Here is a 14,188-nt window from a genome sequence, read left to right as displayed (position 1 = left end):
CCGCTCTGCGGCCCTTTCGCGACACAAGGCCGCTCCTACAGGAAAGCGCAGGCATGTGAACCATGCAATTCCCTGTAGGAGCGGCCTTGTGTCGCGAAAGGGCTGCAAAGCAGCCCCATGGCCCTCAACCTTCAACCTCGATCCCAATAATCTCGATCATCTGATCCCCCGCCGGCCTTCGCCACAACACCTCATCCCGAGGCCCCGCCCCGAGCAACGCCCGCCCCAGCGGTGAACCCCAATTGATCAATCCATGCACCGCGTCAGCCTGGTCCTCGCCCACCAGTTGCACCTGATGCTCCCGCCCATCCTCATCGACGAATCGCACCCGACTGCCAATCTGTACCTTCTCCGTGGACGTGGCCGCTGGCACCACTTGCGCACTCTGCACGCGGGCATTGAAGTAGCGCAGGTCGCGCTCGGTATCGGCCAATCGCTGTTGGTCGGCCCGCTCGCCCTGCGCCTGCAGTTCGCCGCGCAACGCATTGAGCGCGGCCAGCCGTTGCTGCAACTGGGCAAGACCGGTGGCGGTGACATAGTTGGGCTGGTCGCTGACCCGTCGCTCCACCGGCTGGCTGGCCTGGGCGGCGGCCTGGTCCTCGTTGACGAATGCTCGGCTCATACAGGGGCCTCCTTGTACTGGAGACCATGGTGGCAGGTTGTGGGTTGCAACGGATGTCCGTTTGCGACGTCACTTGCGGCGATAGGCGCGGGCGGCGCCCTGGTCCTTTTCCTGCTGCCAGTCGCGGTCGCGCTCGTCCCAGTAGCGCTCGCGGTACTCGCGCAGGTCTTCGTTGGACTGCATCGCGTGGCACTGGCGAAAGCCATCGTCCCAGCCGCTTTCGTACTGGCGGTTGTGCAGGTAGCGCGGGACATCCTTGCGAAAGTCGCCGGCCATCAGCCCGGCGGCTTGGCGACCGCTGCTGCAGCCGTCCTGGAAGCCGTCGGCGTAGGCGGGGGGATAGCCCTGGTTGACCATCTGTTCATGGGTGGTCTCGCATCCCGCCAGCAGCAATGCGACACACAGGCCCAACCAATACCGCGACATATCCACAAGACCTTTGACGTAATGGTGGAAAGTCTAGGGGGTGAATTGTCGGCGCGATGTCAAAACGCTGTCGAAGGATCGCGGCGCAGTCGTGGGAGCGGGCTTGCCCCGCGATAAGCCAGCAGACATATCGCGGGGCAAGCCCGCTCCCACGAGGAAGGTCACGTTGATCAGTATTGGTACCACTTGAGCTCCAGCATCACCTCGTTCTGCGCCGTGGCCAGATGACTGAACTGCCGCGAAGCGCTCAACCTCAGCCCCAGGTCCCGGCTGATTTCCCACTGCTGGTTCAGGCTGATGCTGCGCCTTACCTCGCCATTGGTGAAGTAGTCACCCTTGGCCTCCAAGGTCAGGTTGCCCAGCCCATTGCGCCATAGCAGCCCGCCATTGAACCCGGCCGCCGGCGAGATGAACTCGGCGAAGTCGTTGTGGTGTTCCACCCGCACTGTGCCCAGGGCGAAGCCAAGCAGGTCGTCGCTCAACTGCCAGGTACCGCCGGCGCCACCGTTGACATGGCTGACCAGCACCTCGTCGTCGTGCTTGCCCGGCACCCGCTCCAGGCCACCGGCGACCTGCCACGACCAGGGCTTGAGCAACTCATTGCGCGGGGTCAGCGAGCGGATGGTGGCCAGGTCCAGGCGCTGCACCTGCCAGTCGTTGCCCTCGTACTGGCGCAGCTTGAGCTGGAGGATCTCGATCTGCGCGCCCAGCGGGAAGCCGTACAGGTTGTCGTTGAGGTCGTGGTAGGCCATGCGCAGGCCGTACTCGGCATAGGCGCGGTCCTCGCGGGTCCCGACGCCCAGTTGCCAGGTGCGCGACTGATGGCCGTCCTCGGGCAGGCCCGGACGCTCGATCGCCAGCGCTGGCGGCGGGTTGCGGTTGATCGCCCTGAGCAGCTCGAAACTGCGTGCGGCCTGGGCCGGATCGCGTTCCTGACCGTTGGCCCGGTAGCGTTCCAGGCGGTAGGCGGCATCCTGCACCAGCGCCTGGCGCTCGCGGGGCAGGGCGGTGAAGTCGGGGCTCTGCAACTGGGCGGTGTCGGCGCTGATGGCCAGCACCTGCAGTTTTTCCTCATGCGCCAGCGGCTCGGCGCGAGCCAGCAGCTCGCGCTCGCGGGAGGGGCGATAGCGCACGTCCGAGACCAACCCCGATTGCTTGACCGCCTTCACGGTGTCGGTGGGGATGGCGGTCAGCGGGAACTGCGAGGTCAGGTCCAGGCTCGGACGCGCCACCTGCAGCAGTTCCAGCAGGCGGTAGGAGCAGTTCTCGTCGAAGAAGAAGTAGTCGAACTTGACCTGCCTGAGCTCCCACACGTGCTCGACCATGCGCCCGGTTTCCTGCGGCGTCAGGTCCAGCTGGTATTCCCATAGGTCGCGGTTCTCAAGGCTGCGGTATTCGGAGAGTTTCTCCTGGTAGGGCATGATCGCGAACAATCCGGGGTAGCCGCCCATCAGGCCTTTCCAGGCGTAGAGGATGCTGTTGTCGCTGCCTTCGATGTAGGCACCGAAGTTGATCGCGTGGCTCAGCAACGTGGTGTCGTCGCGGCGGCTGCTGGACTGGTCGATGCGCAGCAGCGTGTGGCCGAACATCGACGACGGGCTGTTGAGGTAGGCCGCCGGGAAGATCAGCGTCGCGCTGTGCGGGTCGATGGACGTGTACCAGGTCTTGAACTCCTGGCAGTCCGGGCTCGGCAGGTCGGTCAGGCCCAGCTGCTCACTCAGCCAGCGGGTACGCGCGGGGAACACGCACTGGGCATGCTTGTCGCCCAGGCTGGCCGGGGCGTACAGGGCGGCGACCGTGGCCTGCAGCTCCTGGTCCGGGTGATGGGCACCATCTTCGGCGAGGAAGAAGCGTCGATCGTCCACATAGCTGCGCCAGCCGCCGAGTTTGGCGGTCTCGTAGTGCCCGAGGGCGATCCAGTAGGGCGTGGCCGCCAACTGCTGGACGCGGGCCGGGTCGAGCTGGGGTGCGGCATGAATCGGTGCGCTGACGATCAGCGCCAGGGAAGCGAGGCGTTTGAGCATGTCGGGCAACTACATCCTGATGATGCCGGAAGGTGAAGCGCCAAGCCCGCCCCGCAACCGGGGCGGGAGGCGTGGAACTCAAGCCTCGGTGGCGTACTTGGCCAGTTGCGGGTCGCTCTTGAGCACGGCCAGGGTGTTGGAGTGGACAGTCTCGGCAGTCACGTCGGCGCTGCTGAAGATCTGCTGGAAGTGCTCATGGGTGACGGCGGCGAAGCGCGCGCGGTCTTCAGGGGCCACACCGAGGACCACGGCATAGGTGGTCAGGGCTTCGCCCTGGCCCTGGGCCATGTCTTCGGAGAGCTCGTTCATCATGCCGTTCATGGCGAACCAGGATTTGCCGCCATAGGTGAGCGCGGCCTTGGTCGAGCAGCCGTTGGTGCCCGAGGTCATGCCGAAGGTTGCGTTGCCGGAGGTGCCGTTGGTGGTGGAAGCCAGGAAGTGGGCCGGTGTGCCGCGCTGGCCCTCGAACAGCAGGTTGCCCCAGCCGCAGTTCGGGCCGCCCGGCGCTTCGGCCATGGCGTTGATCGAGACAGCGGCGAACAGAGTACCCAGAAGAATCCGTTTCATAGCGTTGTTCTCTTTCTCAAGTGACGTACCAATGGTCAGGGTTCTGGCAACGCGGTTGCCAGGGCGGGAGGATTTCCATCCCCCTGCGCAGCTTGGAGTTTAGGCACGATCCAAAGGTTGCGTTGTTTATTGCGAAAAATTGCTTGCGCGATCGGCCATGTTGGGCTGTGACATAAAGTCCCACGGAGCCTTGCCGCTGCGCGCCGGCAGCGCCAGAATGCCTTTCATCCGCCCCGCCGAAGTAAGGAAACCCAATGCCCGATCCTGTCGCCTCGCGCCTGCGTCTCGCGCCCGAAGCCCTGACCCGGCGTTTCTCCGCTGAACAGTTCGCTTTCTCCAACACCGACGACCTGGAGCCGTTTCGCGGCGTCCTGGGCCAGGAACGTGCCGTCGAGGCCCTGCAGTTCGGCGTGGCCATGCCGCGCCCCGGTTACAACGTGTATGTGATGGGTGAGCCCGGCACGGGCCGCTTCTCGTTCGTCAAGCGTTACCTCAAGGCCGAAGGCAAGCGCCAGCACACCCCGGCCGACTGGCTGTACGTCAACAACTTCGAGGACTCCCGCGAGCCCCGTGCCCTCGAGCTGCCGTCCGGCAGCGCCCATGAGTTCATCAACGACATGAACGGGCTGATCGACAACCTGCTGGCGACCTTCCCGGCGGTGTTCGAGCACCCGTCGTACCAGCAGAAGAAGAGTGCCATCGACCGCGCCTTCAACCAGCGCTACGACCGGGCGCTGGATGTGATCGAACGGGCCTCGCTGGAAAAGGACGTGGCGCTGTACCGCGACAGCAGCAATGTCGCCTTCACCCCCATGGCTGATGGCAAGGCGCTGGACGAGGCCGAATTCGCCCAACTGCCGGAGGAGCTGCGCGAGCGTTTCCACGAGGACATCGCCGAGCTGGAGGAGCGCCTGAACGAGGAGCTCTCCAGCCTGCCGCAGTGGAAGCGCGAATCGAACAACCAGTTGCGCCAGCTCAACGAGGAGACCATCACCCTCGCCCTGCAGCCGCTGCTGGCGCCGCTGTCGGAGAAGTACGCGGAAAACGCCGCGGTGTGCGCCTACCTGCAGTCGATGCAGTTGAACCTGCTGCGCACCGTGGTCGAACAGCTGGTCGACGACAGCAAGACCGACGCCGTGGCGCGCAAGATGCTCGAAGAGCAGTACGCGCCCAACCTGGTGGTCGGCCATCCCGGCAAGGGCGGGGCGCCGGTGGTGTTCGAGCCGCATCCGACCTACGACAACCTGTTCGGCCGTATCGAATACAGCACCGACCAGGGCGCGTTGTACACCTCCTACCGCCAGCTGCGCGCGGGGGCATTGCACCGCGCCAACGGCGGCTTCCTGATCCTGGAAGCGGAGAAGATGCTCGGCGAGCCGTTCGTCTGGGACGCGCTCAAGCGTGCCCTGCAATCGCGCAAGTTGAAGATGGAGTCGCCGCTGGGCGAACTGGGCCGCGTCGCCACCGTCAGCCTGACGCCGCAGATGATCCCGCTCGGCGTCAAGCTGGTGATCATCGGCTCGCGCCAGCTGTACTACGCGCTGCAGGACCATGACTCGGACTTCCAGGAGATGTTCAGGGTGCTGGTGGACTTCGACGAAGACATGCCCATGGTCGACGAGAACCTGGAGCAGTTCGCCCAGCTGTTGCGTACCCGCACCAACGAAGAAGGCATGGCGCCGCTGACCAGTGACGCGGTGGCACGGCTGGCCACCTATAGCGCGCGCCTGGCCGAGAACCAGTCGCGGCTGTCGGCGCGGATCGGCGATTTGTTCCAGCTGGTCAGCGAGGCGGACTTCATCCGCCAGCTGGCCAACGAGGCCATGACCGACGCCGGCCACATCGAGCGTGCGCTCAAGGCCAAGGCCCAGCGCACCGGGCGGGTCTCGCAGCGGGTGCTCGACGACATGCTCGCCGGGATCATCCTGATCGACACCGAAGGCGCTGCAATCGGCAAGTGCAACGGCCTGACCGTGCTCGAGGTCGGTGATTCGGCGTTCGGCATGCCGGCGCGGATTTCCGCCACGGTCTATCCGGGCGGCAGCGGCATCGTCGACATCGAGCGCGAGGTCAACCTCGGGCAGCCGATCCACTCCAAGGGGGTGATGATCCTCACCGGCTACCTGGGTAGCCGCTACGCCCAGGAGTTCCCCCTGGCGATCTCGGCGAGCATTGCCCTGGAGCAGTCCTACGGCTACGTCGATGGTGACAGCGCCTCGCTGGGCGAGGCCTGCACATTGATCTCGGCGCTGTCGCGCACGCCGCTCAAGCAGTGCTTCGCCATCACCGGCTCGATCAACCAGTTCGGCGAGGTGCAGGCGGTCGGCGGGGTCAACGAGAAGATCGAAGGCTTCTTCCGCCTCTGCGAGGCCCGTGGCCTGACCGGCGAACAGGGCGTGATCATCCCGCGGGCCAACGTCGCCACGCTGATGCTCGACGAGCGGGTGGTGCAGGCGGTCGAGGCCGGGCGCTTCCATGTCTACGCCGTCAGCCAGGCCGACGAGGCGCTGAGCCTGCTGGTCGGCGAGGAGGCCGGCGCGGTCGACGACAAGGGCGAGTTCGCCGAGGGCAGCGTCAACGCCCGGGTGGTCGAGCGCCTGCGGGTGATCGCCGAGATGATCAGCGAGGAAGAGATCAAGGAGGCCGAGAAGGAGCGCATGGAGGAGGTCATCGCCCAGGCCAAGCCTGCCTGAGTCAATAAACCGGCGTTGGCGGCCATGTGCTACCGTTCAGCGCCGGTTTTCCAACTTTTTCCTCGGGTCGGCTAAAGTGGAACTTAAGGACGTTGTCAGGGTTCAGGATGGAAACAGCCTGAGGGTTTCAGGCTGAACAGGGCTTTACAGAGGGGACGCCGCCATGCGCAACCTCAGCCTCACCCGCCAGTGCCTGGGCCTGGTGACCCGCATCGAATGCAGCATCCGTCCGCTGGCCGGGGACAACGGCATGTGGACCTTGCTGTTCGCAGCCGGCATGGCCGGCGAACAACCCTCGGCGATCAAGGCCCAGGGCCCGTTCCATGGGCCGATGGTGGCCGAGTCGGTGATGAACGCCATCGTCGACAGCCTCACCCTTCATGGTTATCAGGTCGCGGAGGACCCGCAGATCTGGTGCCTGCACCTGCAGGCGCAGTTGCGCCGGATCAACGGTGAGCGGTGCCGGAACCTCGGGGATTATCAGTTCCATCCGGAAACCTGAGCGTTTTTCCTGTGGAACCAGGTTCCCGTGGGAGCGGGCTTGCCCCGCGATAAAGGCCCGGCCTGGCCATTGTGACAGGGCGGCTGGCGCCATCGCGGGGCAAGCCCGCTCCCACGAAGTAGCCTCCATAAAGTCTGCTCGCACGATGCACTGCGGCAACCAGCCGCAGGCTTTTGCTGTCACAGGTGGCTGGCTATACTCGCGCTCGCTTTTCCAGTCACTTCACGAGTCCCCCTACTGTCCATGGAACGTATCCTCGAAAACGCGATGTATGCCTCGCGCTGGCTGCTCGCCCCGATCTATTTCGGCCTCTCGCTGGGCCTGCTGGCATTGGCCCTGAAGTTCTTCCAGGAAATCATCCATGTCCTGCCCAACGTCTTCACCCTCGCCGAAGCCGACCTGATCCTGGTGATCCTGTCGCTGATCGACATGTCGCTGGTCGGCGGCCTGCTGGTGATGGTTATGATCTCCGGTTACGAGAACTTCGTCTCGCAGCTGGACATCGACGAGAGCAAGGAAAAGCTCAACTGGCTGGGCAAGATGGACTCCTCTTCGCTGAAGATGAAAGTCGCCGCCTCCATCGTTGCCATCTCCTCGATCCACTTGCTGCGGGTGTTCATGGATGCGCAGAACATCTCCACCGACTACCTGATGTGGTACGTGATCATCCACATGACCTTCGTCATCTCGGCGTTCGTCATGGGTTACCTGGATCGTATTACCAAGCACTGATTCGTTTGGGCGCTATCGCGGGGCAAGCCCGCTCCCACGCAACCTTCAAGGCCTGCGTAGGAGCGGGCTTGCCCCGCGATCTTTCTGACCGACGGCAGCTTGTGCTTTCGCCGTTGTCGTACAAAAAATGAGCACTCATGCGTGGTTCCCGCAGCGAGGTACGCCCATGAACCTGCATCAGCTCAATACCGAGGCCAGGGCTGGCCATGTCGACGAACTCAACCTGATCGCCATCGAGGGCGGTGACTACCTGCTCGAGGCCCGGGTCAAGGGCCGTGCCCACCCATTGGACGATGCGCGTGGCAAGCGTCTGCGTGTGCACTCGGTCGAAGATGCGCGTCAGCTTTTGCAAGCGCTTCCCCTGCTGTCGATGAACTTGGTGCACTGGTCCGTGCAGGACGAGATGTGCGGCCTGGGTCTGCACCCGGAAGAAGACCTCAAGGTCCCGATTTCCCAGCGTTCGGCCTGGTAGCTGCTTCGCGCGGCACCAGTGTGCTAGGCTGCTCGCCCTTTTCATTAGGGCGCGGATGCAGTGCGCCCTTAAGCGGAGCAAGCCAATGTCCGAACTCAACCTGTCCACCGACGAATCCCGCGTCAGCTACGGCATCGGCCGCCAACTGGGCGGCCAGCTGCGTGACAACCCGCCGCCAGGCGTCAACCTGAACGCTATCGTTGCCGGCCTGACCGACGCCTTCAACGGCGCTGACAGCCGCGTCAGCGAAGAAGACCTGTCCGCCGCCTTCAAGGTCATCCGCGAAGTGATGCAGGCCGAAGCCGCTGCCAAGGCCGAAGCCGCCGCTGCCGCCGGCAAGGACTTCCTGGCCTTCAACGCCAAGCGCGAAGGCATCGTGACCCTGGCCTCGGGCCTGCAGTACGAAGTGCTGACCGCAGGCGAGGGCGCCAAGCCGTCCCGCGAAGACAACGTGCGTACCCACTACCACGGTACCCTGATCGACGGCACCGTGTTCGACAGCTCCTACGATCGCGGCCAGCCAGCCGAATTCCCGGTCGGTGGCGTGATCGCCGGCTGGACCGAGGCCCTGCAGCTGATGAACGCCGGCAGCAAATGGCGCCTGTACGTGCCGAGCGAGCTGGCCTACGGCGCCCAGGGCGTTGGCAGCATCCCGCCGCACAGCACCCTGGTGTTCGACGTCGAGCTGCTCGACGTTCTGTAATGCCTGATCGCGGGGCAAGCCCGCTCCCACTGGTGCTCTGCTACCTCGTAGGAGCGGGCTTGCCCCGCGATGCCTTTCAGTTCCAATCCGTTCCCCCCGGGCGCAACGCCCGCGCATAGCAGAACAGAAACAGATTCCTCACCAGCTCCTTGAGCACCCCGGGTTCACTCGAATTCAGTCCCATGAGATCCAGGTCACCCTGGTCACGCAGTTCGTCGAGCGCGTCTTCCTCGAGTACGGCGCACACTTCGCCGGTCTCGCGATGCAGGATGCGCAGGTAGGGGTGGGGGCGGTCGAGCCAGGCGTCGATCAGATAGGTCATGGCTACTCTCCTTGGATAGCGTTTCCAATGAGAATAATTCTTATTATCAAAATAGCAAGAGGCTATTGGAAGAATTCTTCCGAGTGGTGCAGGCGATCCTGTTGCAGGATCTGTCAGGGCCGCCCGCAGGGCAGCCCCGAGGGGCAGGAAATCAGACCTTGCGCACGAACTCCGACTTGAGCTTCATCGCGCCGATGCCGTCGATCTTGCAGTCGATATCGTGGTCGCCGTCGCACAGACGGATGTTCTTGACCTTGGTACCGACCTTGACCACCAGGGACGAACCCTTGACCTTGAGGTCCTTGATCACGGTGACGGTGTCGCCGTCCTGCAGGACGTTGCCGACCGAATCCTTCTTCACCACGTCGTCGCTGGCGGCTTCGGCTTCGCCGTTGGCCGACCACTCGTGGGCGCATTCGGGGCAGATCAGTTGGGTGCCATCCTCATAGGTGTATTCGGAGTTGCATTTGGGGCAGGGTGGCAGAGTGCTCACGGCGTTTCCTTTCAAGTACAGGCGGGTAAAGGCGCACATTGTATAAGGTTTTGGTGCTGACTGCACAAATGCATCGCGGGGCAAGTCGCATCGGCGCACCGCCGCTCCCACGCCATGATGTGTGCCGGCGTGGGAGCGGCGGTGCGCCGATGCGACTTGCCCCGCGATGAGGGTGTTGCGATGAATCAGTGGGTGCGCGCGACCGCGAACTCGCTCAGCTCGACCAGGGCATCCCGGTACTCGCTGGCCGGCAGCACTTCCAGGCAGGCGATGGCGCGGGCGACGTAGTCGCGGGCCATCTGCGCGGTGTAGTCCAGGGCGCCGGACGCCTCGACGGCGATGCGGATCTGCTCCAGGTCTTCCAGGCCGCCTTTCTGGATCGCCTGGCGCACCAGCGCGGCCTGCTCCGGGGTGCCTTCGCGCATGGTGTAGATCAGCGGCAGGGTCGGCTTGCCTTCGGCCAGGTCGTCGCCGACGTTCTTGCCCAGGGTCTCGGAGTCGCCCTTGTAGTCCAGCAGGTCGTCGACCAGCTGGAAGGCCACGCCCAGGTGGTCGCCGAAGGTGCGCAGGGCTTCGCGCTGCTCGTCGGTGGCGCCGGCCAGCGCGGCGGCGCTGTGGGTCGAGGCCTCGAACAGCATCGCGGTCTTGCCGCGGATGACGTCCATGTACACCTCTTCGGTGGTGCTGGCGTCGCGCACCCGCGACAGCTGCAGCACTTCACCCTCGGCGATCACCCGGGTGGCCTTGGAGAGGATCTGCATGACCGGCATCGAGCCCAGCTCGACCATCATCTCGAACGAGCGCGAATAGAGGAAGTCGCCCACCAGCACGCTCGGCGCGTTGCCCCACAGGGCGTTGGCGGTGGAGCGGCCACGGCGCATGCCGGACATGTCGACCACGTCGTCGTGCAGCAGGGTGGCGGTGTGCAGGAACTCGATGGTCGCCGCCAGCAGGCGCAGGTCGTCGCCTTCGCGGCCCAGGGCCTTGCCGCACAGCAGCACCAGCAGCGGGCGCAGGCGCTTGCCGCCGGCGGACGTGATATAGTCGCCGATCTTCGATACCAGCGGGACGCGCGAGGTCAGCTGCTTCTTGATGATCTCGTCGACGGCGCTGAAATCATCAGCTACCGCGCGGTAGAAGGATTGGGGTTGCATCGGCTGCTCCATTGAGGTTGCGCGGCATGCTAGGTCGCAGGTCCCGGTGTGTCAAGGCGCGGTGGCCGTGGCCCCGGGCCGGTACTTGCAAGCATTTATGGGGTTGCGTACAATCGCGCACCCTAACTTCCTGGGCAGCACCTGCCTTACGCAATTGCACCGGGCCGTTCCAGCCCTGTGCAGCCATGCCAGCCAATACTCATCATATAAAGCGCTGGGTGAGCAGGATTATCGGAGAAATACCATGTCTTACGCAGTAATCGTTACCGGCGGCAAGCAGTACAAAGTCGCTGAAGGTGAATTCCTCAAGATCGAAAAACTGGAAGTCGCCACTGGCGAATCCGTGACCTTCGATCGCGTCCTGCTGGTCGCCAACGGTGAAGAAGTCACCATCGGCGCTCCAGTTGTTGCTGGTGCTAAAGTAGTGGCCGAAGTCGTTTCGCAAGGCCGCCACGACAAGGTTCGCATCATCAAGTTCCGTCGTCGTAAGCACCACATGAAGCGCATGGGCCACCGCCAGTGGTTCACCGAAATCAAAATCACCGGTATCCAGGCTTAATCGCCCCGATCCCCTGAATTTATTGGAGAATTGAACCATGGCTCACAAGAAGGCTGGTGGTAGTACTCGTAACGGTCGCGACTCAGAATCTAAACGCCTTGGCGTGAAGATGTATGGCGGCCAGGTGATCAAGCCGGGCAACATCATCGTCCGTCAGCGCGGCACCGAATTCCACGCTGGCTACGGCGTTGGCATGGGCAAGGATCACACCCTGTTCGCCAAGATCGAAGGCGTGATCAAGTTCGAGAAGAAAGGCGAGTTCATGCGCCGTTACGTGAGCATCGTCGCCGCTTAATCGCGACGTCGCTCCAGAAGCCCCGTCATGCGACGGGGCTTTTTCGTTTGTGGTGAGCCTCTTGCAAAGCTGTTTGAATGGGCTGCCGGCGTTGGTTTCTGGTTCGTACGGGGCCGCCGCGCTCATCTTCGCAAGAGCCTCATGGTTATCTGGTTTTCGACTCGTCATCCGACGAGAGGCGGTTTTGAATGAAGTTTGTAGACGAAGTATCGATCCGGGTTAAGGCCGGTGACGGCGGCAACGGTTGCATGAGCTTCCGCCGCGAGAAATTCATCGAGAACGGCGGTCCCAACGGCGGTGACGGTGGCGACGGTGGCTCGGTGTACATGGTGGCCGACGAGAACCTCAACACCCTCGTCGACTATCGCTACACCCGTCACCACGAGGCCCAGCGCGGCTCCAATGGCGGCAGCACCGACTGCACCGGTAAGAAGGGCGACGACCTGTTCCTGCGCGTGCCGGTGGGCACCACCGTGATCGACGCAGCCACCCAGGAAGTCATCGGTGACCTGATCACCCCGGGCCAGAAGCTGATGGTCGCCCAGGGCGGCTGGCACGGCCTGGGCAACACCCGCTTCAAGTCCAGCACCAACCGTGCGCCGCGCCAGACCACCCCGGGCAAGCCTGGCGATCAGCGCGACCTGAAGATGGAAATGAAGGTCCTGGCCGACGTCGGCCTGCTGGGCCTGCCGAACGCCGGCAAGAGCACCTTCATCCGTTCGGTCTCGGCCGCCAAGCCGAAAGTCGCCGACTACCCGTTCACCACCCTGGTGCCGAACCTGGGCGTGGTCAGCGTCGACCGCTGGAAGAGCTTCGTCATCGCCGACATCCCCGGCCTGATCGAAGGCGCCTCCGAAGGTGCCGGCCTGGGTATCCGCTTCCTCAAGCACCTGGCGCGTACCCGCGTGCTGCTGCACCTGGTCGACCTGGCGCCGCTGGACGGCAGCAGCCCGGCCGATGCCGCCGAGATCATCATCAACGAGCTGGCGCAGTTCAGCCCGGCGCTGGTCGATCGTGAGCGCTGGCTGGTGCTGAACAAGGCCGACATGATCATGGACGACGAGAAGGACGAGCGCGTCAAGGAAGTGGTCGAGCGCCTGAACTGGGATGGCCCGGTCTACGTGATCTCGGCCATCGCCAAGCAGGGCACCGAGAAGCTCAGCCACGACCTGATGCGCTACCTCGAGGACCGCGCCGACCGCCTGGCCAACGACCCGGCCTACGCCGAGGAACTGGCCGAGCTCGACCAGCGCATCGAAGACGAGGCCCGCGCCCAGCTGCAGGCCCTGGATGACGCCCGCACCCTGCGCCGCACCGGCGTCAAGAGCGTGCACGACATCGGCGACGATGATGACTGGGATGATTTCGAGGACGACGAAGACGGCCCGGAAATCATTTACGTGCGCGACTGATCGGTTGCAGTACACTGAACGCCGCTCTCTGGAGCGGCGTTTTTGTATCCACGGTATCTACAGATTCGACATAGGTTGGAAGAGAAGATGCGAAGCAAGGTGACTGGCGCCAAGCGCTGGGTCGTGAAGATCGGCAGCGCGCTGCTGACCGCCGATGGCAAGGGCCTCGACCGCGGCGCCATGGCGGTATGGGTCGAGCAGATGGTGGCCCTGCGTGAAGCGGGCGTGGAACTGGTGCTGGTCTCCTCCGGGGCCGTGGCCGCCGGCATGAGCCAGCTGGGCTGGACCTCGCGACCGAGCGCGATGAACGAGCTGCAGGCCGCCGCCTCAATCGGCCAGATGCGTCTGGTGCAGGCCTGGGAGTCGAGCTTCGGCGAGCACGGCAAGCACACCGCGCAGATCTTGCTGACCCACGACGACCTCTCCGACCGCAAGCGCTACCTCAATGCCCGCAGCACCCTGCGCACCCTGGTCGACCTGGGCGTGGTGCCGGTGATCAACGAGAACGACACCGTGGTCACCGACGAGATCCGCTTCGGCGACAACGACACCTTGGCCGCCCTGGTGGCCAACCTGGTGGAAGCCGACCTGCTGGTGATCCTCACCGACCGTGACGGCATGTTCGACGCCGACCCGCGCAACAACCCCGAAGCCCAGCTGATCTACGAAGCCCGTGCCGACGATCCGTCGCTGGACGCCGTGGCCGGCGGCACCGGCGGCGCCCTGGGCCGCGGCGGTATGCAGACCAAGCTGCGCGCCGCGCGCCTGGCCGCCCGTTCCGGTGCCCACACCATCATCATCGGTGGCCGTATCGAGCGCGTGCTGGATCGCCTGAAGGCCGGCGAGCGCCTGGGCACCCTGCTGTCGCCCGAGCGCGGTATGCTCGCCGCGCGCAAGCAGTGGCTGGCCGGCCACCTGCAGACCCGTGGCACCCTGGTGCTCGACGACGGCGCCGTGAAAGCCTTGCGCGAATCGAACAAGAGCCTGCTGCCGGTGGGCGTGAAGACCGTGCAGGGCAGCTTCCGCCGGGGCGAGATGGTGGTCTGCGTCGGCCCCGATGGCCTGGAAGTGGCCCGTGGCCTGGCCAACTACAGCGCCCTCGAGGCGCAGAAGATCATCGGCCAGCCGTCCGACGCCATCGAGAGCCTGCTGGGCTACAGCGCCGAGCCTGAGCTGGTGCACCGCGACAACCTGGTCCTGGTCTGAAGGAGA

Annotated in this window: 16 protein-coding genes; 9 read left to right on the top strand and 7 right to left on the bottom strand. The window is 64.4% G+C overall.

Annotated features, from left to right (window positions below):
* Positions 1 to 124: 124 nt before the first annotated feature.
* The 4 genes from HU735_RS07325 to HU735_RS07310 all read right to left on the bottom strand — a co-directional run bounded on the left by HU735_RS07325 (position 125) and on the right by HU735_RS07310 (position 3,639).
* Positions 125 to 622, bottom strand: coding sequence for a GreA/GreB family elongation factor (locus tag HU735_RS07325; protein ID WP_186712964.1), 498 nt, complete (start codon positions 620 to 622; stop codon positions 125 to 127).
* A 69-nt stretch (positions 623 to 691) separates the two neighbouring features.
* Positions 692 to 1,048 (bottom strand): hypothetical protein, encoded by a 357-nt coding sequence (locus HU735_RS07320; protein ID WP_186712963.1) that lies wholly within the window; start codon positions 1,046 to 1,048, stop codon positions 692 to 694.
* 170 nt (positions 1,049 to 1,218) lie between these two features.
* Positions 1,219 to 3,072 (bottom strand): DUF4105 domain-containing protein, encoded by a 1,854-nt coding sequence (locus HU735_RS07315; protein ID WP_186712962.1) that lies wholly within the window; start codon positions 3,070 to 3,072, stop codon positions 1,219 to 1,221.
* A 78-nt stretch (positions 3,073 to 3,150) separates the two neighbouring features.
* On the bottom strand, positions 3,151 to 3,639 hold the full coding sequence (locus tag HU735_RS07310) for a DUF3015 domain-containing protein (RefSeq protein ID WP_028691183.1): 489 nt from the start codon (positions 3,637 to 3,639) through the stop codon (positions 3,151 to 3,153).
* Positions 3,640 to 3,893: 254 nt separating this feature from the next.
* Here HU735_RS07310 and HU735_RS07305 point away from each other — a divergent pair, with 254 nt between their 5' ends.
* From HU735_RS07305 to HU735_RS07285, 5 genes are all read left to right on the top strand, one after another.
* Positions 3,894 to 6,332, top strand: coding sequence for an ATP-binding protein (locus tag HU735_RS07305; protein ID WP_186712961.1), 2,439 nt, complete (start codon positions 3,894 to 3,896; stop codon positions 6,330 to 6,332).
* A 163-nt stretch (positions 6,333 to 6,495) separates the two neighbouring features.
* Entirely contained in the window at positions 6,496 to 6,834 is a 339-nt protein-coding gene (locus tag HU735_RS07300) for a hypothetical protein (RefSeq protein ID WP_023631147.1), read from the top strand.
* Positions 6,835 to 7,077: 243 nt separating this feature from the next.
* Positions 7,078 to 7,566 carry a TIGR00645 family protein gene (locus HU735_RS07295; protein ID WP_023631146.1) on the top strand — a complete coding sequence of 163 codons (489 nt, stop codon included), beginning with the start codon at positions 7,078 to 7,080 and terminating at the stop codon, positions 7,564 to 7,566.
* Positions 7,567 to 7,732: 166 nt separating this feature from the next.
* Entirely contained in the window at positions 7,733 to 8,038 is a 306-nt protein-coding gene (locus HU735_RS07290) for a DUF6482 family protein (RefSeq protein WP_186712960.1), read from the top strand.
* A gap of 85 nt (positions 8,039 to 8,123) precedes the next feature.
* A complete protein-coding gene (locus HU735_RS07285) occupies positions 8,124 to 8,741 on the top strand; it encodes an FKBP-type peptidyl-prolyl cis-trans isomerase (protein WP_186712959.1) in 618 nt (205 codons plus the stop codon).
* A gap of 76 nt (positions 8,742 to 8,817) precedes the next feature.
* Here the strand turns inward: HU735_RS07285 and HU735_RS07280 are convergent, their stop codons facing one another.
* The 3 genes from HU735_RS07280 to HU735_RS07270 all read right to left on the bottom strand — a co-directional run bounded on the left by HU735_RS07280 (position 8,818) and on the right by HU735_RS07270 (position 10,710).
* A complete protein-coding gene (locus tag HU735_RS07280) occupies positions 8,818 to 9,063 on the bottom strand; it encodes a hypothetical protein (protein ID WP_038707330.1) in 246 nt (81 codons plus the stop codon).
* A gap of 151 nt (positions 9,064 to 9,214) precedes the next feature.
* Positions 9,215 to 9,556 carry a zinc ribbon domain-containing protein YjdM gene (locus tag HU735_RS07275; RefSeq protein ID WP_043208469.1) on the bottom strand — a complete coding sequence of 114 codons (342 nt, stop codon included), beginning with the start codon at positions 9,554 to 9,556 and terminating at the stop codon, positions 9,215 to 9,217.
* A gap of 185 nt (positions 9,557 to 9,741) precedes the next feature.
* The gene (locus HU735_RS07270; RefSeq protein WP_186712958.1) at positions 9,742 to 10,710 is read right to left on the bottom strand and encodes a polyprenyl synthetase family protein; all 969 of its coding nucleotides are present in this window, start codon (positions 10,708 to 10,710) and stop codon (positions 9,742 to 9,744) included.
* A gap of 244 nt (positions 10,711 to 10,954) precedes the next feature.
* On the opposite strand from HU735_RS07270, the gene rplU reads away from it, so the two are divergent.
* From rplU to proB, 4 genes are all read left to right on the top strand, one after another.
* Positions 10,955 to 11,269, top strand: a complete 315-nt coding sequence (gene rplU / locus HU735_RS07265) for a 50S ribosomal protein L21 (RefSeq protein ID WP_003247466.1) — start codon at positions 10,955 to 10,957, stop codon at positions 11,267 to 11,269.
* A gap of 37 nt (positions 11,270 to 11,306) precedes the next feature.
* The gene (rpmA, locus tag HU735_RS07260) at positions 11,307 to 11,564 is read left to right on the top strand and encodes a 50S ribosomal protein L27 (protein WP_003247464.1); all 258 of its coding nucleotides are present in this window, start codon (positions 11,307 to 11,309) and stop codon (positions 11,562 to 11,564) included.
* 188 nt (positions 11,565 to 11,752) lie between these two features.
* A complete protein-coding gene (gene cgtA / locus HU735_RS07255; protein WP_110735931.1) occupies positions 11,753 to 12,976 on the top strand; it encodes an Obg family GTPase CgtA in 1,224 nt (407 codons plus the stop codon).
* A gap of 87 nt (positions 12,977 to 13,063) precedes the next feature.
* Positions 13,064 to 14,182 (top strand): glutamate 5-kinase, encoded by a 1,119-nt coding sequence (gene proB, locus HU735_RS07250; RefSeq protein WP_186712957.1) that lies wholly within the window; start codon positions 13,064 to 13,066, stop codon positions 14,180 to 14,182.
* Positions 14,183 to 14,188: the final 6 nt, after the last annotated feature.

This window comes from Pseudomonas sp. BW16M2, from assembly GCF_014268865.1.
Taxonomy (GTDB): domain Bacteria; phylum Pseudomonadota; class Gammaproteobacteria; order Pseudomonadales; family Pseudomonadaceae; genus Aquipseudomonas; species Aquipseudomonas peradeniyensis.
Note: the sequence above shows the minus strand (reverse complement) of the source record. Positions and strands in the feature narration are given on the sequence as shown.